We start from the raw sequence: 21751 nt of genomic DNA, 5'->3' as shown, positions 1-21751 counted from the left end.
ACCCTATTAAGTGTTAGCCCCAGGCGGCTCCTCCTTCGGCCTCCTCAGCCCAGCCCCCTGGCCTCTCCTGGCCAAGGTTATGTCGCACCTGCCCGGGAGCCTCTGGGCTACCTCTGAGGCGATCAGCGCCCTGACCCTGTCGTCGCCCGAGGCCCTGTACATGCGCTGTATGGCCTCCTCAGCGGCCTCCTCGACCTTCATGTCGCCGGGTATGAGCCTCACGTAGGCCAGCGACTGCAGGCGCACGAGCTCCTCGGTGCCAACCACTACAACCGGGAGCCCCTCCTCGTCAAGGGCCACGCCCAGGTAGAGCTCCATCCTGTAGGGCCTGAGGTAGCTCTTCTTGCCGTAGACCATGAATGAGCCCTTGGACAGGTACTCCCCCGAGGGCGGGCTCTTGGACACCTGGGAGCCCAGGGCCCAGTAGACGCTGACTGAGCCCATGCCCGCCTTCCACGCCTTGCTGTAGACCGCAGTTATGAGGCCCGCCTCCTGCAGGTCCTCATCGGAGAAGCCGCGCCCCTGGTCAGGAGCACCACCGCCGGCGCCCCGTGCACGTCAGCGTGAAGGAACACGTCACTCGGCCCGAGCAGCTTCCTCACTATGCTCTCGTTCTGGTCGGCGTCCCTCCCCCCTATGGCCAGGAGCCCTGAGCTGGTGACCAGCCAGTGGTACCTCTCGTACCAGGCCCTTCTCCTCCTGCTGGCCGCCGCCCTGAGCTCCTGAAGCCTGAGCTGCTCCTCCAGCTCCTTCAGCCTCTCGTCCATCTCAGCCTCAACGGCCCTGGCCCTCTCCGACTTTGCCCTGAGCTCGCCGGCCTCGCGATAGAGCCTCTTGACGGCGTCATCTACTGTCTCGTAAAGGTAAAGCTTCACGTCAACCCCTCCCACGCTAATTATTGCGTAGCCCTGCCTCCTGTTGACCTCCTTGACCCCCTCGCAGCCCTCCCTGCCGGCCTTAGCGCACTCGAGGGCGTCCTTTACATAGTAGTAGTTTGAGGCCACGGCGTTGGCCTGGCCCTCAAGCTCCCTGGACAGCTCCGCGTACCTCTCGGCCTCCTCCTTCGCCGCCTCAAGGCTTCTCATTAACTTCTGCCTCTCGGCCTCAGCGGCGCTGGCCCTCGGAGTGGCGGCCGCGGCCCTGCTGAAGTAATAGTCTAAGGCCTCGTCAAAGGTTGCGAACTCAAGCTCCTCAGCCCCCCTGACGCTAGTTGACCTGAAGGGCGTGGCCTGCAGGGCCTGGCCCGTTGACCTGTCCACGTAGACGTACCCCTTGCCCTGAGTCGACTCCGCAAGTATGGAGGCCAGGGACCTGGCGAGCCCCTCCGCGTCCTCGCCGCGAAGGGCCTGGGGCTCCAGGTCGGGGCTCAGGCCAGCCCTGAAGACCGCCTCCTCCGCGGCCTCGCCGGGGACCCCGAGGTCAAGAACTAGGGCCCTGACCAGGTCCTTGGCCTTGCTCCTGTGCACGACGTCCTCCAGCTGCCCAGGCCCCAGGGTGAATGGGTTGGCCTGCCTGAGGGGCGGGTAGGCGTAGGGGCTCCCCCTCCTCACTGACCTGTCCTTGGCCTGCAGGTACGAGCTCGCCGCTATCACCTTGCCCTCAGGCGAGACCAGAGCTACCACGCCCCTGGGCACGAGCTCCACTACTACCCTGCTGCCCCCCTCAAGGCTCAGCTCAACGACCCTGTCGAAGGCCACCTGGCTTATGCTGGATATCCTTGAGTCCCTGATGTTATCCCTCAGGGCCCTCACGAGCGGCGTCAGCTCGGCCCCGGGCTGGTACCTTGACGACATGTGCATCCTGACGGCCGGCTGTATCACCAGGTAGTCCCCATAGTAGGCCTTAACCTTCAGCCCTATCAGGTCGCCTGACTGGTATACGTTGTCAACCCTAGAGCCCAGCAGCGCCTTAGCAGATGATGACACCCAGGCGTACACGTCAAGGGAGCTCATGCTCTTCCTGGCCAATCCTATGACACCCTCTCAGCCCGCAGCCCCTTGAAGAGCTCCTTGAACCTCTCATAAGTGCCGCAGTCGACAATAATGTCGTTGTCCTCCCTTATCACCGAGAGCCCGTCCAAGGGGTTTGGCGGCGGCTCCGGCAGCCCCCTGGGCTTTACACTGCCAGCGTAGATGAGCCTGGAGTCGCCCTTCCTCCACCAGTACCTCCCGTAGTACTCGTAGACCCTGGTCAGCCCCCCGACCCTCTTGTAGACCTTGTGTACTGGCTTCAGGTAGTAGCCCCGCGACGAGGCGATCACGTTATAGGAGTATATGGCCTCCTTGATGTCGTTCAGGACGCGGCTAATGGGGCCGTAGCCGCCGTAGACCCTAACCCTGCACGGGGGCTCCATCGGCTTTTCCCGCTCATCCCCGCCAGGTCGCCTCGTCGCAGGTTCCATCACCGCCCCCAGGGCTACGTCGCTTGCGACGGATTAAAGGAAAGCGTCCAGGCCCACCCTCACCCTCCTGACCCACACGGGCGACCTGTTGAGGGGGAACGCAACGTTGTAGACAGGCACGCCATTAACTTGGGTCAGCCTGGTCCCGTTGTGGGCATGCCCGTGGACTGCCACGGTCGGCCTCGCCTCGGCTATCAGCCGCTCCATCCTGGAGCTGTAGAGGCTTGGGTATATCCTTGGGTCCTCCCCCTTAAGGTTTCCTCTGGCCAACGCGTAGTGCGACAGAAGTATAACATAGTCCGCCTGCGACCTCGCCTCGCGGAGTAACTCTGCGACCCTGTTGACCCTCTCAGCATAAATCTTAGTGATGTTCTCTATGTGCCGCAGCTGCCAGGAGGTGGGCCTGTCGATGGCCCCTGGGGTCCCCACGACCGCCACCCTCACGCCGCCGCAGGTGTAGACCTTCAGCTCGTCAGCGAGCCAGTCGACGTCGGGGTACCTTCTCCTCAGCTCGTCCCACCTGTCCTGAAACTCGTCGTTGCCGAACGTGGCCACCATCCTGCCCTCCACGACCTCCCTGGCGGCGGCGAACACCGGCTCAGCTGCAGCAACGTTGCCCCTGTCAATAATGTCACCTGCGAAGAGGAAAAGGCAAGGCCTCTCCTTAAACGACCTGAGGGAGTCCAGGAACGCCTTTAGGTACTCGGGCGAGTGTATGTCTGACGTGGCCAGTATCCTCGGCTCCTCCGTCACGGCCACCGCAATGAGTTTGTGAGGCGGGACTCTAAACTCTGTTGATACGTACGGCCCCCGCCAGCCTATTAAGACCTGCCGTAACCAATAGGCGAGTAACATCACCTTTTACCCTGCCCTTATTTCAGTTGGCGCGGCCCCGCCTCGCCATAAAGGTCCTGAACTTCAGCGGTGACCTGCATGCGCTTTTCGTTACAGCCGGCCTTAGCTTGCACAACCTATTATAATCGCCGCAGCCCCAGCCAGCGCGGGCCTATGATGCGCGATGGGCAGTCCGAGCCGTGAGGACTAACGACTTCCTGAGGCCCTATCCTTAATATTCTATTGGAGCCTGTCAGAGGGGGCGCTGACTTGAGCGAGGACCCAGTGCAGCAGGCCATGAAGGTGCTCGCCAAGTACCCGCTGTGCGACAGGTGCCTGGGGAGGCTGTTCGCGGGCCTGGGCAGGGGGCTGAGCAACGCCGATAGGGGCAGGGCCCTCAAGATCTCGGCTGTAATGAGCCTTCACGCCGCGGCGCTTAGCGGGAGGCTCCCGGAGGACGCGAAAGAGGTGCTGGCCAACGCCGGGGAGGCCGCCGCCCAGGTCTATGCTCAGCTCTTTGGCTCCCTTCCTGAGCGCAGGAGCTGCTACATATGTAATGACTTGCTGGACAAGTTCCTTGATGAAATGCCCCGGAGGGTGGCCGAGGCAGTGAAGGAGTGGGGCGGCGGCACCTTCCTGGTAGGCGCAAGAGTTGACCCGGAAATAATGGGCAGGGAGGAGCGCATAAAGGCTGAGTTCGGCCTTGCCTTCGGGGAGTCTATAAAGTCCGAGATAAAGAGGGAGCTGGGCAAGAGGGCCCAGCTGCTCGGCCCCAGGGTCTCATTTGACAGGCCGGACGTTGTAGTCATGGTTAGCTTCCCGGACGGCAACATTGACGTGCAGCCCAGGAGGCTCGTGGTCAAGGGCCTCTACAGGAGGTCCAGGAGGGACCTGCAGCTGAGGGCCAGGGAGGCCCTGTCCCACCCTCTTGTGGCCAAGCTGGTTAGCGACACGCAGTCGTCAAAGGTTGGGATAGCGGGGCTCTCCAGGGATGAGAAGGGGGTCAGGGTGCTGGGCCTGGGCGTGCCTGTGGAGTTCCACCTAGGGAGGCCCAGGGTGCGCCTGGCGCCCCCTGACGGCACGGTCATAGAGGCCGAGGGGGCCTCTCTTGAGGTCAACAGCTCCGTTGAGGCCCTCAGGCCAGAGGACCTCTCGAGGAGGGTCAGGGTCTACAGGTGCGTCATGTACGCCGAGGGGGCCTCTTTCGAGTCGCTGCAGCTGGCCGTGTCATCGCTGCGGGGCAGGGAGGTCAGGCAGAAGCTCATGGGGAGGGAGGTCAGCGGTGTCGTCAGGGAGGCCCAATGCATTGACATGGAGGGCGGCCTGGCCGAGTGCGTCATAGCACTTGACGAGAGGCTCTACATTATGGAACTGGTGAGCGGGAGGGGGACGGAGCCGAGCCTGAGCGGCCTCCTGGGAACCCCCGTCGACTGCGTGGAGGCCGACCTCCTTGGAGTGGTTCCCCTAAGGTGACTGAAGTTGATAGTGCATGACATAGTGAGGGAGCTCGCCGGGGGCGCCATTGTGGCCCTTATACTTGGCGGCCTCATGTTTAGGTCCAGGTACTTCCATAACTTGCCGATCTGGACCTTCATGTCGTTCGCCGCGTTCATAGCGATAGTCAGCGGCCTGGTGAAGCCTAACAATGTGGAGGAGTATGTTAACTGGAACGTGATACTCTTCCTCATAGGTATGTTTAACATCGGCGCGCTCGCCGAGGAGTCAGGGCTCCTTGAGTACATCACCTACTACGTGGTCTATAAGGTGAGGGACAGGGTCAAGCTAGTAGTAGTCCTGACCGTGGCACTTGGCATCATGGCAGCCGTAGTTGTTAACGATGCAGTTGCTGCCATGGGTTCGCTTATAATAGTGCCGCTGGCCAAGGCCATAGGCGTTGACCCGGAGCTGGCGATACTCATGTTGGCCTTCGCAGTCACCGTAGGCTCCACCATGACGCCCCTGGGCAACCCGCAGAACATGCTGATTGCCGTGAGCTCAGGCCTCCAGGCCCCCCTGAGCGCCTTCGTGGCCTACCTCGCGGTCCCCACCCTGATAAACCTCGTAGTCACAGGCTACATCCTAGCAAAGATATACGGCGTCAGGGGCGGGCCCGTGAAGGCGCCCTACAGGATACCTGAAGAGGCCATAAGGAACAAAAGGGATGCCATACTTGCCGCCTCGTCCCTGCTTGTCATAATAGTAGCGCTTACTGTAAACGACCTGCTTGAGCTTATGAGGAGGCCAGCAATAAGCGAGATAGGAATCATACCGTTTACAGTGGCCGCTGCGACCTTCATACTGTCAAGCGACCCAAGGGAGACCGTCAGGAGGGTCAACTGGGGCACGATACTGTTCTTCATTGTTATGTTCATAGCCATGGCCGGGGTCTGGAACTCTGGCATACTTCTGCCCCTCTTCAGGTACCTTCTACCAGGTGTCGGAGGGCCTCTTGACAACTTCCTCAGGGTCACCGCGTCCTCCCTCCTGCTAAGCCAGCTCCTGAGCAACGTGCCGTTCGTGGAGCTCTTCATAATATACATGCAGAGCGTCGGCTTTAGCGGCGCTAACCAGGTGGCCTGGCTGACCCTTGCCATGGCCTCAACCATAGCTGGCAACCTGACCATACTCGGGGCGGCCTCAAACGTGATAATATTGGAGTCGACTGAGGCTCGCTACGGCGTCTCCGTGAGCTACTGGAAGTTCATGGCGGTAGGGTCGCTAATTACGCTGGTGAACGTGGCCATCTACAGCGCCTACATTATCCCACTGTCTATGCTGCGCATCTAAGCTCGTCGCTCAGGCCTTCTGATGGCCGCCGGCTTGAGCTTATGCTCCTTGAACAGCTGCATCCTCTCCTTGGCCTCCTCAGTCATGGTCAGGGAGGCCAGCTGGCCTATGGCCTCCTTCATGTGTGATAGGTCAACATTCCTCAGGGCCAGCCTCTTTATTGCCTGCAGGGTCTGCGGTGGGAAAGACGTAAGCGTGCTTAATATATCGTCTACTGTCTGGTCGACGTCGGCCTGTGGCACCACCTCGTCAACTATGCCCAGCGCCGAGGCCTCGGCTGCTGACAACCTCTGGCCCGTCATTGCCAGGTACCTGGCCCTCCTATGGCCTAATGCAGTGACACCGAGGCTCAGCAGGAATGGGGGCAGGAGGCCGAGGGCAACCTCGGGGAAGCTTATCCAGGCGTTCTCGGCTGCCACAACTATGTCACAAGCCAGGAGGAGCTCTGCCCCGCCGCCAGCCGCCAGGCCCTTGACTGCGCATACTATGGGCTTATCGCACTTTATCATGGCTGTGATTACGTCAAGTATTCTGTTGAAGAACTCCTCTGACTCCCTCTGCGTGCTAAGCCTTGACATGGCCTCTATGTCGTCCCCTGCGCTGAAGGCCACCTCGCTCCCGGTGATCAGTATGGATCGCAGGTCAGTTGCGCAGCCCTTCTCCAGCTCCCTCGCGAGCGAGTCCCACATCTCGCCATTTATTGCGTTCAGCTTCTCGGGCCTGTTTATTGTAATTCTGTAAGCTAAGTTCTTGTAGTTCTCGCCGTATACATAAGTGGACATCTTTTCACCTATGCTACCCCAGAGTGGCCGCGGGGTATTTTTGCAGGGGCACGTGCCAAATAACTAAGGCCTATGGAATCAGTTAAGGCAGGGAGCGCCGGGGGTGGGATTTGAACCCACGCGCCCCTTGCGGAGCAACGGGTCTCCAGCCCGTCCCCTTGGGCCGCTCGGGCACCCCGGCGCCAAGGTGCAGGTGAATGCTTGTGCTTAAATCTGTTAGCTAAGCCCTCTGCTCTTCCACATGCGTGGGTAGATGCCACGCGGCATCACTATGCGGGTGGGCTTCACCACTATGCCCCTATCACGGTCCATTATTTCCTTGGCATCCACGGTGGCCTCTCCCAGGCCCACCAGCTCGCCCTTAAGCGTAAACATGGCGACCTGGCTGCCGGCCTTCACATCGGACGTCAGCAGCGACACACCTGGCGCGGCGAGGGGAGCGCCGTTGACGACGCTCTCAACAGCGCTGTCCCTGAGCACGACCTTCGGCAGCTCACACGTTATCACCTCCCCTGGAAGCACGGCCCTCCTAAGGTAGTCGTCCTTCCCCTCCTCCCTGAAGCGGTACACGGCCTCCGAGAGCTCCTGTAACGTAACTAGGTTGTGGTCCTCGTCGAACGGCCCCGTTTTGACTCTCCTTAGCTCCCTCATGTGAGCGCCGACGCCCAGGACGAGCCCCATGTCCCAGCACAGCTTCCTCATGTAGGTCCCTGGGTCCGACTCTACCCTGAGCAGCGCCAGCCTGCCCCTAACCTCAAGCACCTCAAGCGAGAATATTCTCCTAGTGCGCAGGGCCCTCTTGACGTTGCTCCTAACCGGCGGCCTCTGATATATGGTGCCCGTGAATTCCTTAGCAACATCCCTTAGCCTCTCCTCGCTTACATCGCCGTGAAGCTGCATGACGCATACATAGGCCTTCCTCGAGTGGACGACGGAGCCCATAATCTTGGTCATGTGCTCAAGTGCTATGGGCAGGACACCCGTTACCTTGGGATCTCCCCGCCCAGGCCTTACGGCCTGAGCCCAAGGGTCCCCCCATGTCCTGCCCGTTTTACCCCTAGGAGCCTCTTAACCCAGGCCGTGACCTCATGGCTTGTAGGCCCGGGGGGCTTATCAACGTTGACTACGCCATAGCTTATGTAGTTCTCTATGGGCCTCTCAGTCGGTATGACCCCATAGCTGCTCGACGTGTCCTCCGGTATTTTCTCAAGCCACTGAGCCCTGTGGCCGCAGAAGTCGTTCACGAAGTTCAAAAACTCCCTTCCACGCCTCGTGATCTCAGAGCTCAAGCTTAAGCACCGGCCTCAGGCTAAGGCCTGCTGAAGCTTTACCTTCTCCCTCATAAAGTCCTTGAGGCCGGCGGCCTCTATGGCCTTAAGTACCTCCTCGTCGCTGGCCCCTTTGTTTATCTGAATTACCTTGTCCAGAGGCATTATATGCGATATGTTGACCCTCCTCCTTCTTACGCCGGTCAGCGACTTGGGTCCCGTGATTAACACGTTATTCTCATCTACTATGTCTACTATGACGCACTTCCTGCCGGCCTCGCGGCCCCTCAGCTTATAGCATATCCTTCCAACCTCTATGGCAGGCACCTTAAGGCCACCCTGGGGGTTTTGAGGAGGCGGTTCACTTTAAAACTGTTCTAGCCTAAGGCTCGCGTTTAAGCTCCGTCTCCTTTATTTCCCTGTCACCAACTATGTAGTAAACTCCGCTCTCCCTCACCTCAGTCTTCCAGACAGGGGCCTCATGTTTCACGTGGTCGACCAGCCACTCGAGCGCCGGGAAGACGTTCTTCCTAGACTCCCCTGAGACGCCTACCACCATGGTTAGCTGGCCCGGCTTCCTCGGCCCCACGAAGTGTATCACGCAAGCGCCCGCCAGGGAGAACTTAGTCACGGCCTCCGAGGCCAGCTCCCTCAGCTTAGGCTCCATGAGCTCCTCCGAGTGCTCGTAGTCCAGCTCCTTGACCTGCTCACCTTTGTTTACGCCTCTGACTATGCCTACGAAGAAGGCCACGGCCCCGACCCTGGGGTCGTCGCCGTAGAGGAAGTTTGTCAAAGACGCCAGGTCTACAGGCTCGTCGTCTGTAGCGACCTTAACTAACACCTTCTCGCCGCCGCCGGAGGAGGGCGGGAGCACGTGTATGACTTTGGCGTCCTGGGGTATCTGCTGTGAAGGATTAAGGGGCCTTCCATCAACTATGACCTGCACCTCGCCCCTAAGCTCCTTAAGCACTTTCTCTAGGCCCATCGACGAGAGCCTTCCAAGGAGCTCAGAGACCGTAATGCCGTTACTGATCTCCATCTCCAGCTCGCTCCTGCCGGCCGCCTCGCGGAGCACCGAGTAAAGCTTTACCTTTACTTTCAAGCTATCACCTTAGAGCTTCCTTGCCTTCTCTTCTCAAGAGAGTCCCTGAGCTCTTTAGAGATTTGTTTGATAGGGCCCTCTACACATGAGGCCTCGGGCCTCTCCATGAGCAGCCTCAGGAACTTGGCCGCGCACTAGCGCTGTGGAACTCGAGAAGCAGGTCCCCCCTCCTTATAATTATGCCCTGGCCCTCGTGAAAAGGCCTGCCGCAAACCATGCACCTGTGGAGCTCACTCGTCGTCATACTTTGGAGACCTATGTAAGGGAGTGCCACACTATATTTAAGCACAGGCCCTACCTGCTGTAGAAGGTTTGGCGCTGTGGCCAGGTATGGATGGTAGACAGCTATGAGCGAGTCGCTGCTGAGACCAGAGCTAATAGGCCTGATGAAAAGGAAGGGTTGGAAGGGCCTCACGGAGCTGCAGGAGAGGGCAGCCAGGGCCATATTGGCCGGTAAGAACGTGCTTATCATGGCTCCCACCGGCGAGGGCAAGACTGAGGCGGCCCTGCTCCCCCTGCTTACCAGGCTCACCAACGAAGGGAACGTAACGCCCGTCAGCATACTTTACGTGACCCCAATGAGAGCGCTCATAAACGACCTTCACAGGAGGATAAGCTACTGGGCCGAGCCCCTAGGGCTGAGGGTAGCCAAGAAGCACGGCGACGTGCCCAGCTCTGAGAGGTACCTCAGGCTCAGGAACCCCCCTCACATACTCTTAACGACGCCTGAGAGCCTTGAGATAGACCTGGACTGGGCCCCCAAGTTCAGGGAGTACTACCGCAACGTTAAGGCAGTCATTGTAGACGAGGTCCATGAGCTGTTATCATCTAAGAGGGGGGCCCAGCTCCTCCTGCTGCTTGAAAGGCTCGTGAGGCTAGCAGGGGACTTCCAGAGGATAGGGCTCTCGGCAACCATCGGTAACCCTGGAAAGGCGCTGACGCTACTCAGGGGCAGCAGCAGGAGGGAATCAGAGCTAGTAAGGAGCGGCGGAGGCCGCGGGTTCCTCTTTGAGGTAAGGTATGTCGACGGCAACAAGGATCCATGGCCCAAGGTAGCGGAGCTCGTGTCGTCAGAGTCCTCAGGGCCGACGCTGGTGTTTACTAACAGCAGGTATGTTGCTGAGAAGCTTAGCCATGAGCTTCAGAAAAGCAGGCTGAATAACGTCTATGTACATCACTCCAGCGTCTCGGCCGAGGTCAGGGAGATGGTTGAGGAGAAGCTGAGGCGCGGCGAGGGCTGCCTGGTCGTGTGCACCAAGACGCTGGAGCTGGGGATAGACATAGGGTCCATAAGGAAGGTCATCCAGGTCCGCGCCCCAGGCTCGGTGGCCGCGCTTATACAGAGGGCAGGGAGGAGCTTCCACAGGCTGGGGGGCACCTCAGTGGGCCTGATAATAGCAACTGACCCTGTTGACCTGGCTGAGGCCTTAGCTGAAGTCAGGCTTGCGTCCAGCGGCTATGTCGAGGATGAAATACTTGACGAGGCGCCAGCTGACGTTATCGCCAAAGAGATTGTTGGCAGCGCACTCTCTAAAGATCCAAACCTCACAGTTGACGAGCTCTACAAAACTCTTAGGGGCTCCCCAATCTTCAAGCTAAGCCATGAGGAGTTCCTCTCCCTTATTAAATACCTGAGCGGGAACGGCATAATTGACGTCAACAGCAAGGGTTCAATAAGGGTTGGGGGCACTTTCTACAGGATCTGGAGGCTTCGCAACAGCCCTGATAGGCCATGGTCCCCGAGGGACTTCAGCGACTTTTTCTCCACAATTCCTAAGAGGGACATGTTCGCGGTAAAGTCGTCAGACTCCGTTATTGGCTACATAGACTCTTACTTCGTTTACCGCAACCTAAGGGTCGGCGACGTGATAAGGCTCGCAGGAAACGCGTGGGAAATCTTAAGAATAGATGAGGTTAACGAGCGCATCGACGTGGTACCTGCCAAGGGCTCCGGCGAGATACCCCTCTGGAAAGGCGAGGGCCTGACTAGGTCCAAGGAAGTCTCAGAGGAGTTCTACAGGGTTATCCTGGGCGACGGCTGGCGCGGCTACGAGCAGGGCCGCACGCTGGAGGCCATAGGGTCATGGTATAGGTCAAGGGGGATAACTATAGGCCCTCACGACATAGTTTACGAAAAGGCTGGAAACGAACAGGTGTTCCTTGGCCCCTTCGGCTCAAAGCTCGCCGAGACGCTGGGAGCTTTACTCGTATTTCTAGCCGCAAAGAGCAAGGGCCTTGACGCTTACTACAGGTCCTCGTTCTTCGGCGTAAGCGTTAATATGGGTGACCAGGACGCGCTGTCGGCCTTAATGGAGCTTGGGCCTGACGGCGTCAGGGAGGCTATCTACGAGTCCCTTGACTACCTGCCCGTGTTTCATGAAAGGCTGGCCGAGGCTAAGTACGACCTGGGCAAGCTAGGCGAAGTTAACAAGGAAAAGGATCTCACGCTAATAAACGAGGTCAAAAGGTTTATAATGAATAAGGAATTGGATGTCGAAGGCGCCATAAAGTTCATAGAGGGCCTCAGGGACCGCACAGTAAAGGTGCACGTTGTAAGCGATGGACCCTCACCCTTGACGCAGGAGCTCCTCTCGCTGCCGTTGGTGAGGCTCTGGGTTCAGGACCTATCAAAGAGGATTGCCGAGCTGCTTAAGGACTGGGCGTTCACGTCACTAGAGATTGCCGAGGAGCTTAAGCTGTCCGAGAAAACGGTGCTCAACAAGCTAAAGGACATGAGGCGCCCTGAGTACAACGACTTAAGGGTGATAGCGTTCCTGGACGTTAACAGCGACGAGTGGAGGTGGACCCTGGCCTCCTCATTTAACGACATAGCGTCGCTGGAGGACTTTGCGGAGAGCTTCACGCCGCTGGACCTTAATGCTGAGCTTAAGGTGACCGTGAAGAAGGGGTACATGTGGGAGCCCAGGGAAACTATAGTAAGGCCCAAGGACGTGATGAACAAGTGGAGCCTAATTTCACCTTACGTGGCAGGCACGGATGAAATATACGAGCTCAGGGTCTCCGCAGCGAATTACTATGGCGCAGACTACGAGAGCTCAGTCACGTACCATCACGTCAACGCCAGCCACGCAAGGCTTCTAATCTTAAACGCCGCCGCGTACCTACAGAGGCACAGCGGCCCCGTTGGAAAGGTGTCAGTGCAATGAACTTATGCGATGAAGTTGATTACATCAGGATAATTGGAGCCAAGGCCTCTAAGTCAGAGAACGCCGACTTAAGGTTCTTAGCGACATCTATATACAGCGCCGCCGATATGCTTAACAGAGTGTGCGAGTACCTAAGAGCTGAAGAGGTAAAGCCCCTAGTTGACGAGCTTGCCGCCGCCATTGACTCCGGCAACGTGTCCGCGGCCTCCTCAGCTCTAAGTGCTATCAAAGCTAAGGCCCAGAGCTATGGGAAACTTGTTCAGTTTAAGCTTGCGTCCCTGGCAACCAGGATCCTTGTAAGCTTATCGCTAATCGTTTCCTCATTTTTGCTGATCCTAATAGCGGTAACGCCGCTGGAGTTCGAGGCGGCGCCGATAATTCTAGGCCTGTCCATTGCCGCTGGAGCCCTATACTCAAGACCAACGGCAGATGCGTTCCTGATAGCAGCCTCCGCCGCGTTAATGGTCGCAGGGGCTGGCAGCTCCTTCGTTGTAGCCTTGATTACCTTGATAGCGAGCGTCGGTGACTTGTTAATAACAATGACAGCTTTCCCTAAACAGATATAGATGGTAAAGAGGCCTCACAGGAACAGATCATGGCGGCGTTGCCTTGGCTTTAAAAGAAACGCCGCATCTTACCTTTAGTTAACTCATTGCTGGCGTTGTTATACTTCCACCAACTCCGCAGACGTTGAGAGCTCGCCTTCGTTTAACAGGGTCTCTCCCCACAGCTCCCTCTTAAGGAGCTCCCTCACAGCAACCCTTATTACCTCGCTTCTGTTCGTATACTTCTCCTCCTTAACGAGCTCATCTATAGCCTTCACGTAGAGCTCAGGCATCTTCACAGTTACCAGCTTCACGCACATCACCGCATAAAAGCTTATAACCGCTGGCTTAAAGAGGAGTTAGCTCCCTTCAGCCCTTTCTTTTGTCAACATAGTAGAACTGATTCAAGTAATTATTAGAGCGGCCCAGCATTAACAGGCAGTTAAAGCCCTGGTGCTCTTAACCTCCGCTCCCCCCTAAACGTGGGGCTGAGGCTTGCGTGCAGAGGTAGAGACAGGCTCTAGGCTTCACGGGGGCTTCTATTATGCAGCAGGCGACTGGAACGTCAGGTGGGGCTCCATAGGCTTCTACGTTGACAAGCCCAAGTTCAGGGCCACCGTGGAGCTCTCCGACAAAGAGCAGTACAGGGGGCCCCAGGAACTTCTTGAATACGTCAGAAGGGCTGCCAGGGCGGCGGGCGTGCAGGGCTTCAACGTCGAGGTTCACGAGAGCCCCCCTGTCCATAGGGGCTTCGGGGCGGGGACCCAGGCGCTCCTGTCCCTTTACATGGCCTTCAAGGCGCTCAAGGGGGAGCAGCAGGAGGCCGTTGAGGAGGCGGCCTTGAAGCTGGGGAGGGCAAAGCACAGCGGCGCCGGGACTCTCGCCTTCAAGTATGGCGGGTTCGTAATGGACGCCGGGCTGCCAGGAAGGCCGAGGCCTCTCATCACGCTAAAGGTGCCGAGCGAGTGGAGGTTCGTAATAGTAGTACCTAACATCGAGAGGGGGCTGACCGATGAGGAGGAGGAAAGCATCATGGAGAGGAAGCAGTGGGGCAACAGCGAGTCTAACATAGCATTTATGACGAGCGGGGCCCTCAGGCTAGCTGCCGGCATAGCCAGGGGCGACCTAGATGACGCCCTTGAGGGCCTTAGGCTTGTTCAAAGGGGCACGGGAATACTTTTTACGTCCGTGCAGGGCGGCGAGTACAGAGGAAAGCTTAATGACTTAGCCGCCGAGGCCTGGAGGAGCAGGGTCATATTAGCGCAGTCAAGCTGGGGGCCAACGATGTACACAATAGTTGAAAACGAGTATGAGGCCCAGGGGGACGTCATGCTTATGAAGGAGATAATGAGCAACGTTGGCCTAACTGGGGAGGTTATCATATCACCTCCAAGAAATTACGGCGCCTCTATTAAGATTGTGGAGTAGCCTGAGCCTGCTGCTGTTGCGCCTGCTGCCCTTGGGCCGACGAGCCCTGCTGGCCCAAAGTGACGTTGATTACAAGCTTGACGCTCTTTATGCCGAGCAGCGACGAGAGGTCCCCGAGCAGCAGCTGAAGCCTTGACTCAAGGTCTGAGAGGTCTACCACCTCCTGGGGCAGCTGAAGCTCTATGGAGCCCTCCCCCTGCTGCGAGACGCTTACTGAGTTTCTGTCTATGGGCATGTACCTTGTGACCAGGTACTTCACCTTATCGTCAAGGGTCTCCAGCTTTCCAACGACTTCAAGCTCTACCTTCAGGTCCCTGCCCGCGAGCGGGTGGTTGAAGTCAATGTAGGCAAACCTCTCCGTGACGCTCTTTATGACCCCTATCCTGCCCCCGACCTCAACGCGGCGCCCAACCACTGGAGGTATGCCGTACCTGTTCAGCTGCTTTATGGGAAGCCTTATGACTAGGTCTTCACGGTAGGGCCCGTAGGCCTTGTCAGGCGTCGCCGTGAACTCCTTCTTCTGACCTACGTCCATGTCCCTTAGCTGCTCATCTATGGCCTTTATCACCTGGCTCCTGCCCACGACCACCAGGTAGGGCTCGTACCTCCTGTTAGAGTCATAGATGCCTGCGCCCTTAGCGACGTCCTCCTTGTTGGTGTCTTCCACCACCTCCCTGTCGCCGTCCTTAACGCTTATCACGTAGTTTATTAGCACGAAGTCACCATCCTTGAATGTCAACTACCCTCCCCTCCTTAGGTACCAGCCTAGGTCCTTCACTGGCTCAACCTTGGTTGCACGCCTGGATTTAAGCCTAATGTAGGATCCGATGCCCCACCCCAGTGGCTCCAGGGATGAGTCAAGAACTACGGAGAGCCCCTCCTTAAACTTAACTATGTGCTCCTCCGCAACCTCCTTTCCGTAAAGGAATACCTTGGTTCCATACTCGTCAAGCACTATGCAGTCCATGGAGACGAAGCACTTACTGGCGAGCCTCTGGGCCAGGGTGAGCCCTGGGTGGAAGCCCTCCCTGTCGATGTAGCCCAGGTAAAACCCTACGGAGTATAGTGAGGGGAGCCTGCCCACTGCCTCCTCGACGCTACCTGTGACGTCAAATATGTCGTAATAGTTGCCGTCAGGGACCTCAAGGTAGTAGGGCCTCGCGGCTATGGCCGGCATAGGAAGATTTAAGGAGTCGGCGAACTCCCTCAGCCTCTTAAGCATGTCGTCGGTGAGCCTCATCAGTCTAGGCGCCTTAGCTTGCATACGAAGAACCCCTCCGTGCCCTGCCTGTGGGGGAAGAGCCTGCCACAGCCCTTCACCCTGTCGTCAAATACTACCCCCCTGTACTCCTCGAAGGGCTTACTTAGAGGGAACCCGAACGGCCTCTCCGTGGTCACATAGTCCTTATCGGCGAGAACCTTATGTATAGTATATTCGCCCTCCTCGACCGCCGTTGAGCAGGCTGCATACGTCACGGTCCCTCCGGGGCTCACCAGGGACAGGGCCTTGTTAAGGAGCTCCACCTGAAGCTCATGTATTCTCCTTAGGTCCGAGAGCGAAGTCTTTGTCTTCCTGCTCCTGTCCTTCCTTATTATGCCCTCTCCGCTTGACGGCGCGTCGAGGAGCACCTGAGTCGGCCTGGTGTCCAGGCTTAAGGACCTGGCGTCAGACCTTATCAGTATGTAGTTGCTGAAGCCCATCCTCTGCAGGTTTGACCTGAGGGCCTTGATCCTCTCCCTCTTGGGCTCCACCGCTATTAGCAGCGAGGAGTCCCTGGTGAGCTGCAGTATCTGCGTTGACTTACCCCCTGGGGCTGCGGCCATGTCAAGTATTGTGGTAAAGGGCCTTGGATTCATGACGTAAACTATGAGCATGGAGCCCGGGTCCTGAAGGTAATAGTAGCCCTTCAAGTACTCGTGGGTTGCCCCGGGGCTTATAGGGGAGCTTATCACGTGGTAGCCGTGCGGAAGGAAGGGGATTCTCTCGAGCTCAAAGCCTGCCTCACCAAGCCTTGACTCGAGCTCCCCGCAGCTTACCTTAAAGTCGTTGCACCTGAGGGTCTCAGGCATGGGGACCTCGTTGGCTTCCAGAAGGTCCTCGGCCTCGCTCCCCAGCAGCTCCAGGTACCTCTCGACTATGTATGGCAGGTACCCGTACCTCTGGGCCAGCCTCCTGGCCTCAGGCGTAGACCTGTCGCTGAACACTATGTCATCCGTTCTGTCCCACTGAGCGCTCTGCTTAGGCAATCCTCGCCCCCTAGGCTAAAAACCCAGAATGCATGACTCTGGTGGGGAATTAAGCTTGAAGCAGTTTAAGAGGCTCGTGTTCCCGGGCAGGTTTCAGCCGCCTCACCTAGGCCACGTAAGCGCAATAAAGTATGCCCTTGAGCTTGCTGACGAGCTCACGATAATAATTGGAAGCGCGCAGGACAGCTTCTCGCTAAAGAACCCGCTGACGGCCGGCGAGAGGCTTCAGCTCCTCAGGACCGTGCTTGCCCACGAGCTCGGCGACGAGTACTGTAAGAGGGTCATGGTAGTTCCAGTTATGGACATAGAGATGAACAAGGTCTGGGTCCAGTACCTCAGGATGCTCCTCGGGGAGTTTGACGGCGTTGTCTCAGGCAACCCGCTGGTCCTGCAGCTCTTCAGGGACGCGGGGCTGGCCGCCATAGAGCAGCCAATGTTCAACAGGAGCGAGTGCAGCGGGACCAGGATCAGGGAGCTGATACTTCAGGGATCCGGAGACTGGACCTCATGCGTTCCGCCTTACCTGTTGCCCGAGCTTGAAAGGCTTGGCTTCGTCGAGAGGCTTCGCAGCCTGGCGTCCGAGGGCTAAGGGCTGCAAGGGCGCGTAAACTATTATAGGACCCAAGGCGTTAAAACAGCGGTGAACAGTGTGGAGCTTGAGGTTATAGATGTCCCCATACCTGAGGGCGCCAACGTCATTATAGGCAGGAGCCACTTCATCAAGACTACTGAGGACCTCTACGAGGCCCTGGTGACCTCCTCGCCAGGCATAAGGTTCGGCCTGGCCTTCTGCGAGGCCTCTGGCAAGAGGCTAGTGAGGAGAGAGGGCAACGACGAGGAGCTAGTTAAGGTCGCCACTGACACCTGCCTTAAGATAGGCGCCGGCCACGTCTTCGTGATATATATAAGGAATGCCTACCCGATAAACGTGCTTAACGCAATAAAGCACGTGCAAGAGGTTGTCTCTGTGGACGTGGCCACGGCAAACCCGGTCAAGGTAATAGTTGCTGACCTGGGCGAGAGCAGGGCTCTGCTGGGAGTCAGCGACGGTTTTAAGCCACTCGGGGTTGAAAGTGAGGAAGACGTGAAGGAGAGGAGGGAGTTCCTGAGGAAGATAGGTTATAAGCTATGAGCGTCACAACACCTGAGGGCTAAGGGTGCTAATAGTAGCTGTAACTGGGATGCCAGGGAGCGGAAAGAGCTGCTTCGCCAGGATGCTCTCAAAGGAGCTTAACGCCAAGCTTATAGTTATGGGCGACGTGGTGAGGGAGGAGGTTAAGAGGAGGGGCCTGCCCCTCACCGTGGCTAACATAGAGGGCGTGGCCACCGAGCTAAGGAAGATGTATGGCAGGGGCGCTGTAGGCCTGAAGGTCGCCGAGATGTTGAAGGAGGCCCAGGGCCAGTACGAGTACGTCGTTGTTGACGGCGTTAGAAGCCCTGAAGAGATAACTTACCTGAGGGCCGTGGGGGACCTCTGCGTAGTGGCGGTTCACGCCGCCCCAGCCATAAGGTTCGAGAGGGAGCTGAGGAGGGCCAGGGAGGGCGCCCTGACGTTGGACGACCTTAAGTTCAGGGACTCCAAGAACCTGGAGTACGGCATAGGGGATGTAATAGCCATGGCAGATTATATGATAATAAACGAGTCCGACGCGCAGGAGCTTGCAGGGCAGGCCGCCAGGCTCGCTAAGGTGATAAGGGATGGGCTCTGGAGAGATCGTTGCAGAGGTTGAGCTCAGGCCCACCGAGAGCGAGGAAAAGGTCATGAAGGCGCTCACCAACCTCTTTGACCCGGAGAGGGTTGAGAAGGTCCAGGCCGGCGACTATGAGGTAATTAGGGCCTACGCAAGCTCCCTGGCGTCGCTTCAAAAGCTGCACAGGCTCCTCAGGGTCCAGGAAATCCTCGAGGCCACCAGGAGCTACATGCTGAAGGAGCTCAAGGGGGACACCGTCACGCTGCTTTTCCATAAGCAGGCGGCGTATGAGGGGAAGGTGAGCCTGTTGACCTGGAGCGAGGAGTCGCCGCTGGGCCCCATAAAGATAACGATAAGGCACCCGAACATAAGGGACGTCATAGACTGGCTGGCCCCTCAGACGGCGAGGGGGAGGCCGCTCTGGGAGAGGGGCATGCCTGACCCTTAGACGTTGGCCACGAACCTCGCCAGGTCCCAGGCCAGCACCGAGTTCGGGAATATGGACCTGGCCTCCCGCTCCAGCTGGAGGGCCTCATAACCTTCATACCTGGTGCTTATGTGTGACAATATGAGCTTCCCGACGCCAGCCTCAGCCGCGTCCTCGGCTGCCCCAACGCTCGTGCTGTGGCCGTACTTTGACGCCTCATCCTTCATTGACGAGTCGTAAGTGGACTCGTGTATGAGCACGTTGGACTTAAGCGCCCCCTTAACTATGCTGTCGCAGGGCGACGTGTCCCCCGTGTATGATAGCTTGAATGACCTGGGGGAGGTGAGCCCTGAGCCCCCCTCCTCAAGCAGCTTGCGCACCTCTGAAGGCTCAACCTGCACCGCTATCCTTGGGCCCAGCTCCCATGTAAGCGAGTACCCGTAGGCCTCTATGGAGTGGCACGCTTTGAACCAGCTCAGCACCAGTCTATCCCTTCCCCACGACGACAGGGTGATGGAGCCGCCCTCGCCGGCGACTTCTATTACGTCAACGGGGAACTGCTCCTCAAACTTGCCGGCCTCCACCAGGGCCCTTATCTGCTCCGCCAGGTACTTTGGAGCTATTATCGTGAGCTTGCTCCTCCTTCCACTTAGCTGCATCGTGCCCAGAAGGCCCGGGAGGCCGTTTACGTGATCTCCATGTCCATGGGTCAACACTATAAAGTCCACCTTAGTGGGGGAAATTCCGGCCTGCCTCAGCCTCTGCTGGGTCCCCTCCCCGGAGTCCATAAGTATGACGTTGCCAGCCCAGTCCCTCACCACGTAAGCTGCCGTGAACCTCTCAAGGCTAGGCAGCGCGGCGCCGGTGCCAAGGGTTATGACCTCCACTTGTCTCGCCACAGCGCCTTGCCCGCGCGACTGGGAGCTACGTGGCCTTTTTAGCCACAACTATTTGCCTCGTGAGCCCGGAGTGAACGTACTGATCTATTCTGGCAACCACGTCAAAGCCCTGCTCAACGGCGTACTTATAGGGAACCTTATCAGCGGGCCCGGCGTAGACTACGTAGCCGCCTGGCCTCAACACCCGGGCCGACTCCCGCAGGAACCCCTCTAGCAGGTCCCCATAGCTCTCCCCAACAACCCTGGTGGACCTGCCGTAGGGAGGGTCACTGGCTATGGAGTCAACGCTTCCCTCCCTCAGGGGGAGGCGCCCTGCGTTGGCAATGAGCGACAGGGGGTCCAGCCCAGCCCATGAGAAGTTGGTCCTGGAGCCGTATGCCATGGAGCTGTCTATGTCAACGCACAACACCTTGCCGCCCCCGGCCAGCGCGGCCTCCAGGGCTAGGGTTCCGGTGCCGCAGAAGGCGTCCAGGAAGGTGCCCCCGTACGGCAGCCTAGAGAGGTTCACCATGGCCCTGGAGAGCCTTACGTCAAGCTCCCCTGATCTCCAGAAGGGCCTGTTGGGGGGCGACCTGAGCTTGACGTTACCAAGGTCCCTCCTGCCGGTTACAAGGCCTGCTATGGCGACGCCCTCGCTTATTAGTACCCTCAGCGTGTTCTCTGACCTTAAGCTCGGCCTTACAGAAAGACTGGCAAGTCCCCTCAGGAGCTCCGCAGGGCTGCAGCACGGCTCCACCTTGACTGAGGTCAGCTCAAGCTTGAAGGACCTGAGGCCCCTGAGCTCCAGGGACCTCAGGGCCTCGGCTAGGACCTCTTTGACCTCGCACCTTTCCCCGTAGGCTAAAACCTCCCCGACCTCCTTCACGTAGGCGGCTCTCCTAACGTAGGTTGACACCTTTGTTACATCTGCATTGAAGAGCACCGCCTGGTCAAGCCTCAGCAGCGGCCTGTACTCCGAGCCGCTCAGCTCCACCAGGGCCCTCAGCTCCTCCTCTGGAAGCCTTGGGTGTTTGCCGGAGAGGTAGGCATAGAGCATTAACTGGTTCTCCTAACAGAGGTAACCCCTGGGAGTTTAAGAGACCTTGAGCGCAGGCTTTTAAAAGAGGGCGTGCAAACAAGGCCCACGAGTGCCGCCGTAGCTCAGCCGGTAGACCCTGCGCGGGCCGTCAGCGCCGGCCTTGTAAGCCGGTGGTCGCGGGTTCAAGTCCCGCCGGCGGCTCCAGGCTGCTTGACCCTTGTCTCAGAGATACATCAGCAAAATGACCACAATAATATCGCCTGCAAAGCCAACGCTCATTATCATAGAGAACGCGTTATTTGACAGCCCTCCAGCGACAAAGGCCATGCCCGCAAGGCCGGCCATCAGCGTCATAGCCCCGCCTATAACTGAAAGCAAGGCCTTTAACGCGCTCCTGGACAGCAGCGACAGCGCGAGAGCTACTATGAACAGTAGGCCTATGATAACCCCTACCGCGACGTGGGGGGCAAGCATTGGTATGAGCGAGAAGTAGTACATCATGTAGCCCATCATAAAGTAGCCGCGGGGTGAGGCGACATTCATGGGCGCGAACAGGTTAATCCACATGCCGATCATAAACTGAATAACCAATAATATGGCCTGAAGCAGCGATATAACCTTTAGTAGCCTGCTGACCTCGCCCTTTTGGCCATTCAACGCACATCCTATAGGAAGCCGGAAACTATAACGTTAAAAGGGGCATATTAGGTCAACACCATAAAATAGCAGCTCTTTCACGGCATTAGAGCAAACAATCAACAGTAAATGTTATCTAAAGGCCTTCGTACCGGCTTGCCTCTTTAAGCATGGAGATGGCAGTCTGTTAAACTTTGTTGTCTGCCGCGCTGCCTGTAGGCTATATTATGGGCCTGTTAACATACAGCTGCAGGTATGGCTAATATTGAGTGACATAACTTAATTACAATGAGCCCTTCAGCGGAGTTTCCAAGCCTTCCTTGACGAGAGCGTGTAGTTAACTACAAGGCCTGCGAGGGATACCAATGAGGGCCGAGCTCTAGGTACGATCATGCCTTCCCTACCTTATTCATGTCAAGGCCTATTTGCTTGTTGGGTTTGCTCACTGCTTCACTTGCGCCGCTGGGGTATTCTGTCGATGCGTTTGCACAATGGTTTAACGCATCTGAAGCGAAAATG

The 21751-nt window shown here is 57.9% G+C and carries 22 protein-coding genes, 2 tRNA genes and 2 pseudogenes; 10 read left to right on the top strand and 16 right to left on the bottom strand.

All coding sequences use genetic code 11. From position 1 onward, the window contains the following. Positions 1-6: 6 nt before the first annotated feature. From rqcH to ACZ5GQ_RS02655, 3 genes and pseudogenes are all read right to left on the bottom strand, one after another. Positions 7-1952: pseudogene (gene rqcH, locus ACZ5GQ_RS02665) on the bottom strand (ribosome rescue protein RqcH). Positions 1953-1969: 17 nt separating this feature from the next. Continuing rightward, a complete protein-coding gene (ubp, locus tag ACZ5GQ_RS02660; protein ID WP_498857095.1) occupies positions 1970-2353 on the bottom strand; it encodes a UBP family nucleoid-associated protein in 384 nt (127 codons plus the stop codon). Positions 2354-2434: 81 nt separating this feature from the next. Continuing rightward, on the bottom strand, positions 2435-3154 hold the full coding sequence (locus ACZ5GQ_RS02655; RefSeq protein ID WP_498857094.1) for a metallophosphoesterase family protein: 720 nt from the start codon (positions 3152-3154) through the stop codon (positions 2435-2437). A 351-nt stretch (positions 3155-3505) separates the two neighbouring features. On the opposite strand from ACZ5GQ_RS02655, the gene ACZ5GQ_RS02650 reads away from it, so the two are divergent. Beyond that, entirely contained in the window at positions 3506-4708 is a 1203-nt protein-coding gene (locus ACZ5GQ_RS02650) for a tRNA pseudouridine(55) synthase (protein WP_498857093.1), read from the top strand. Positions 4709-4720: 12 nt separating this feature from the next. Beyond that, positions 4721-6022 carry an ArsB/NhaD family transporter gene (locus ACZ5GQ_RS02645; protein WP_498857349.1) on the top strand — a complete coding sequence of 434 codons (1302 nt, stop codon included), beginning with the start codon at positions 4721-4723 and terminating at the stop codon, positions 6020-6022. On the opposite strand, the gene ACZ5GQ_RS02640 is transcribed toward ACZ5GQ_RS02645, so the two are convergent. The 6 genes and pseudogenes from ACZ5GQ_RS02640 to ACZ5GQ_RS02615 form a co-directional block, all read right to left on the bottom strand. Beyond that, positions 6019-6804, bottom strand: coding sequence for an enoyl-CoA hydratase/isomerase family protein (locus ACZ5GQ_RS02640; protein WP_498857092.1), 786 nt, complete (start codon positions 6802-6804; stop codon positions 6019-6021). The two genes, ACZ5GQ_RS02645 and ACZ5GQ_RS02640, sit on opposite strands and share 4 nt — an antisense overlap. A 95-nt stretch (positions 6805-6899) precedes the next feature. Further along, positions 6900-6985, bottom strand: a tRNA-Ser gene (locus tag ACZ5GQ_RS02635). A 35-nt stretch (positions 6986-7020) separates the two neighbouring features. Beyond that, positions 7021-8048: pseudogene (locus ACZ5GQ_RS02630) on the bottom strand (RNA-guided pseudouridylation complex pseudouridine synthase subunit Cbf5). 60 nt (positions 8049-8108) lie between these two features. Beyond that, the gene (locus ACZ5GQ_RS02625) at positions 8109-8399 is read right to left on the bottom strand and encodes a KOW domain-containing RNA-binding protein (RefSeq protein WP_498857091.1); all 291 of its coding nucleotides are present in this window, start codon (positions 8397-8399) and stop codon (positions 8109-8111) included. A 55-nt stretch (positions 8400-8454) separates the two neighbouring features. Next, positions 8455-9174, bottom strand: a complete 720-nt coding sequence (locus ACZ5GQ_RS02620; RefSeq protein WP_498857090.1) for a molybdenum cofactor biosynthesis protein — start codon at positions 9172-9174, stop codon at positions 8455-8457. 115 nt (positions 9175-9289) lie between these two features. Then, positions 9290-9418 carry a hypothetical protein gene (locus ACZ5GQ_RS02615; RefSeq protein WP_498857089.1) on the bottom strand — a complete coding sequence of 43 codons (129 nt, stop codon included), beginning with the start codon at positions 9416-9418 and terminating at the stop codon, positions 9290-9292. Positions 9419-9521: 103 nt separating this feature from the next. Between ACZ5GQ_RS02615 and ACZ5GQ_RS02610 the strand changes: the two genes are divergently transcribed. Both ACZ5GQ_RS02610 and ACZ5GQ_RS02605 read left to right on the top strand, forming a co-directional pair. Beyond that, positions 9522-12341: a DEAD/DEAH box helicase gene (locus ACZ5GQ_RS02610; RefSeq protein WP_498857088.1), complete on the top strand. Its 2820-nt coding sequence runs from the start codon at positions 9522-9524 to the stop codon at positions 12339-12341. Continuing rightward, positions 12338-12907: a hypothetical protein gene (locus ACZ5GQ_RS02605; RefSeq protein WP_498857087.1), complete on the top strand. Its 570-nt coding sequence runs from the start codon at positions 12338-12340 to the stop codon at positions 12905-12907. Before ACZ5GQ_RS02610 ends, ACZ5GQ_RS02605 begins: the two co-directional genes overlap by 4 nt. A gap of 98 nt (positions 12908-13005) precedes the next feature. Here ACZ5GQ_RS02605 and ACZ5GQ_RS02600 read toward each other — a convergent pair whose 3' ends face one another. Continuing rightward, a complete protein-coding gene (locus ACZ5GQ_RS02600) occupies positions 13006-13206 on the bottom strand; it encodes a ribbon-helix-helix domain-containing protein (RefSeq protein ID WP_498857348.1) in 201 nt (66 codons plus the stop codon). Positions 13207-13381: 175 nt separating this feature from the next. On the opposite strand from ACZ5GQ_RS02600, the gene ACZ5GQ_RS02595 reads away from it, so the two are divergent. Beyond that, the gene (locus ACZ5GQ_RS02595; RefSeq protein ID WP_498857086.1) at positions 13382-14314 is read left to right on the top strand and encodes a GHMP family kinase ATP-binding protein; all 933 of its coding nucleotides are present in this window, start codon (positions 13382-13384) and stop codon (positions 14312-14314) included. Here ACZ5GQ_RS02595 and ACZ5GQ_RS02590 read toward each other — a convergent pair. From ACZ5GQ_RS02590 to ACZ5GQ_RS02580, 3 genes are read right to left on the bottom strand one after another with little or no spacing between them, the layout of a single operon-like run. Continuing rightward, positions 14298-15053: an FKBP-type peptidyl-prolyl cis-trans isomerase gene (locus ACZ5GQ_RS02590; RefSeq protein ID WP_498857085.1), complete on the bottom strand. Its 756-nt coding sequence runs from the start codon at positions 15051-15053 to the stop codon at positions 14298-14300. The two genes, ACZ5GQ_RS02595 and ACZ5GQ_RS02590, sit on opposite strands and share 17 nt — an antisense overlap. Beyond that, entirely contained in the window at positions 15054-15554 is a 501-nt protein-coding gene (locus ACZ5GQ_RS02585) for a PUA domain-containing protein (protein WP_498857084.1), read from the bottom strand. It abuts the gene before it with no gap. After that, a complete protein-coding gene (locus ACZ5GQ_RS02580; RefSeq protein WP_498857083.1) occupies positions 15554-16561 on the bottom strand; it encodes an RsmB/NOP family class I SAM-dependent RNA methyltransferase in 1008 nt (335 codons plus the stop codon). The genes ACZ5GQ_RS02585 and ACZ5GQ_RS02580 overlap by 1 nt, the downstream gene beginning before the upstream one ends. 55 nt (positions 16562-16616) lie before the next feature. On the opposite strand from ACZ5GQ_RS02580, the gene ACZ5GQ_RS02575 reads away from it, so the two are divergent. The 4 genes from ACZ5GQ_RS02575 to ACZ5GQ_RS02560 are packed head-to-tail and all read left to right on the top strand — an operon-like array spanning position 16617 to position 18700. Next, positions 16617-17150 carry a nucleotidyl transferase family protein gene (locus ACZ5GQ_RS02575; RefSeq protein ID WP_498857082.1) on the top strand — a complete coding sequence of 178 codons (534 nt, stop codon included), beginning with the start codon at positions 16617-16619 and terminating at the stop codon, positions 17148-17150. A gap of 51 nt (positions 17151-17201) precedes the next feature. Further along, positions 17202-17693 (top strand): adenosine-specific kinase, encoded by a 492-nt coding sequence (locus ACZ5GQ_RS02570; RefSeq protein ID WP_498857081.1) that lies wholly within the window; start codon positions 17202-17204, stop codon positions 17691-17693. A 25-nt stretch (positions 17694-17718) separates the two neighbouring features. Then, positions 17719-18291 (top strand): nucleoside/nucleotide kinase family protein, encoded by a 573-nt coding sequence (locus tag ACZ5GQ_RS02565; RefSeq protein ID WP_498857080.1) that lies wholly within the window; start codon positions 17719-17721, stop codon positions 18289-18291. Next, positions 18260-18700 (top strand): RNA-binding domain-containing protein, encoded by a 441-nt coding sequence (locus tag ACZ5GQ_RS02560; protein ID WP_498857079.1) that lies wholly within the window; start codon positions 18260-18262, stop codon positions 18698-18700. The genes ACZ5GQ_RS02565 and ACZ5GQ_RS02560 overlap by 32 nt, the downstream gene beginning before the upstream one ends. Here the strand turns inward: ACZ5GQ_RS02560 and ACZ5GQ_RS02555 are convergent. Both ACZ5GQ_RS02555 and ACZ5GQ_RS02550 read right to left on the bottom strand, forming a co-directional pair. After that, positions 18697-19578 carry a ribonuclease Z gene (locus tag ACZ5GQ_RS02555; RefSeq protein WP_498857078.1) on the bottom strand — a complete coding sequence of 294 codons (882 nt, stop codon included), beginning with the start codon at positions 19576-19578 and terminating at the stop codon, positions 18697-18699. The two genes, ACZ5GQ_RS02560 and ACZ5GQ_RS02555, sit on opposite strands and share 4 nt — an antisense overlap. A 25-nt stretch (positions 19579-19603) precedes the next feature. Beyond that, positions 19604-20614, bottom strand: a complete 1011-nt coding sequence (locus tag ACZ5GQ_RS02550; RefSeq protein ID WP_498857077.1) for a class I SAM-dependent methyltransferase — start codon at positions 20612-20614, stop codon at positions 19604-19606. 93 nt (positions 20615-20707) lie between these two features. Between ACZ5GQ_RS02550 and ACZ5GQ_RS02545 the strand changes: the two genes are divergently transcribed. Next, a tRNA-Thr gene (locus ACZ5GQ_RS02545) sits at positions 20708-20800 on the top strand. A gap of 18 nt (positions 20801-20818) precedes the next feature. Here the strand turns inward: ACZ5GQ_RS02545 and ACZ5GQ_RS02540 are convergent. Continuing rightward, positions 20819-21253, bottom strand: coding sequence for a hypothetical protein (locus ACZ5GQ_RS02540; protein WP_498857076.1), 435 nt, complete (start codon positions 21251-21253; stop codon positions 20819-20821). Positions 21254-21751: the final 498 nt, after the last annotated feature.

The organism is Caldococcus noboribetus, from assembly GCF_055389385.1.
Note: the sequence above shows the minus strand (reverse complement) of the source record. Positions and strands in the feature narration are given on the sequence as shown.

Excerpts from the sequence above, each read along its gene's own strand:
- ACZ5GQ_RS02585 (WP_498857084.1), bottom strand. The coding sequence starts at position 15,554 with ATGAGGCTCACCGACGACATGCTTAAGAGGCTGAGGGAGTTCGCCGAC.
- ACZ5GQ_RS02605 (WP_498857087.1), top strand. The coding sequence starts at position 12,338 with ATGAACTTATGCGATGAAGTTGATTACATCAGGATAATTGGAGCCAAG.
- ACZ5GQ_RS02600 (WP_498857348.1), bottom strand. The coding sequence starts at position 13,206 with ATGTGCGTGAAGCTGGTAACTGTGAAGATGCCTGAGCTCTACGTGAAG.
- ACZ5GQ_RS02560 (WP_498857079.1), top strand. The coding sequence starts at position 18,260 with ATGGGCTCTGGAGAGATCGTTGCAGAGGTTGAGCTCAGGCCCACCGAG.
- ACZ5GQ_RS02550 (WP_498857077.1), bottom strand. The coding sequence starts at position 20,614 with ATGCTCTATGCCTACCTCTCCGGCAAACACCCAAGGCTTCCAGAGGAG.
- ACZ5GQ_RS02615 (WP_498857089.1), bottom strand. The coding sequence starts at position 9,418 with ATGACGACGAGTGAGCTCCACAGGTGCATGGTTTGCGGCAGGCCTTTT.
- ubp (WP_498857095.1), bottom strand. The coding sequence starts at position 2,353 with ATGGAGCCCCCGTGCAGGGTTAGGGTCTACGGCGGCTACGGCCCCATT.
- ACZ5GQ_RS02610 (WP_498857088.1), top strand. The coding sequence starts at position 9,522 with ATGAGCGAGTCGCTGCTGAGACCAGAGCTAATAGGCCTGATGAAAAGG.
- ACZ5GQ_RS02640 (WP_498857092.1), bottom strand. The coding sequence starts at position 6,804 with ATGTCCACTTATGTATACGGCGAGAACTACAAGAACTTAGCTTACAGA.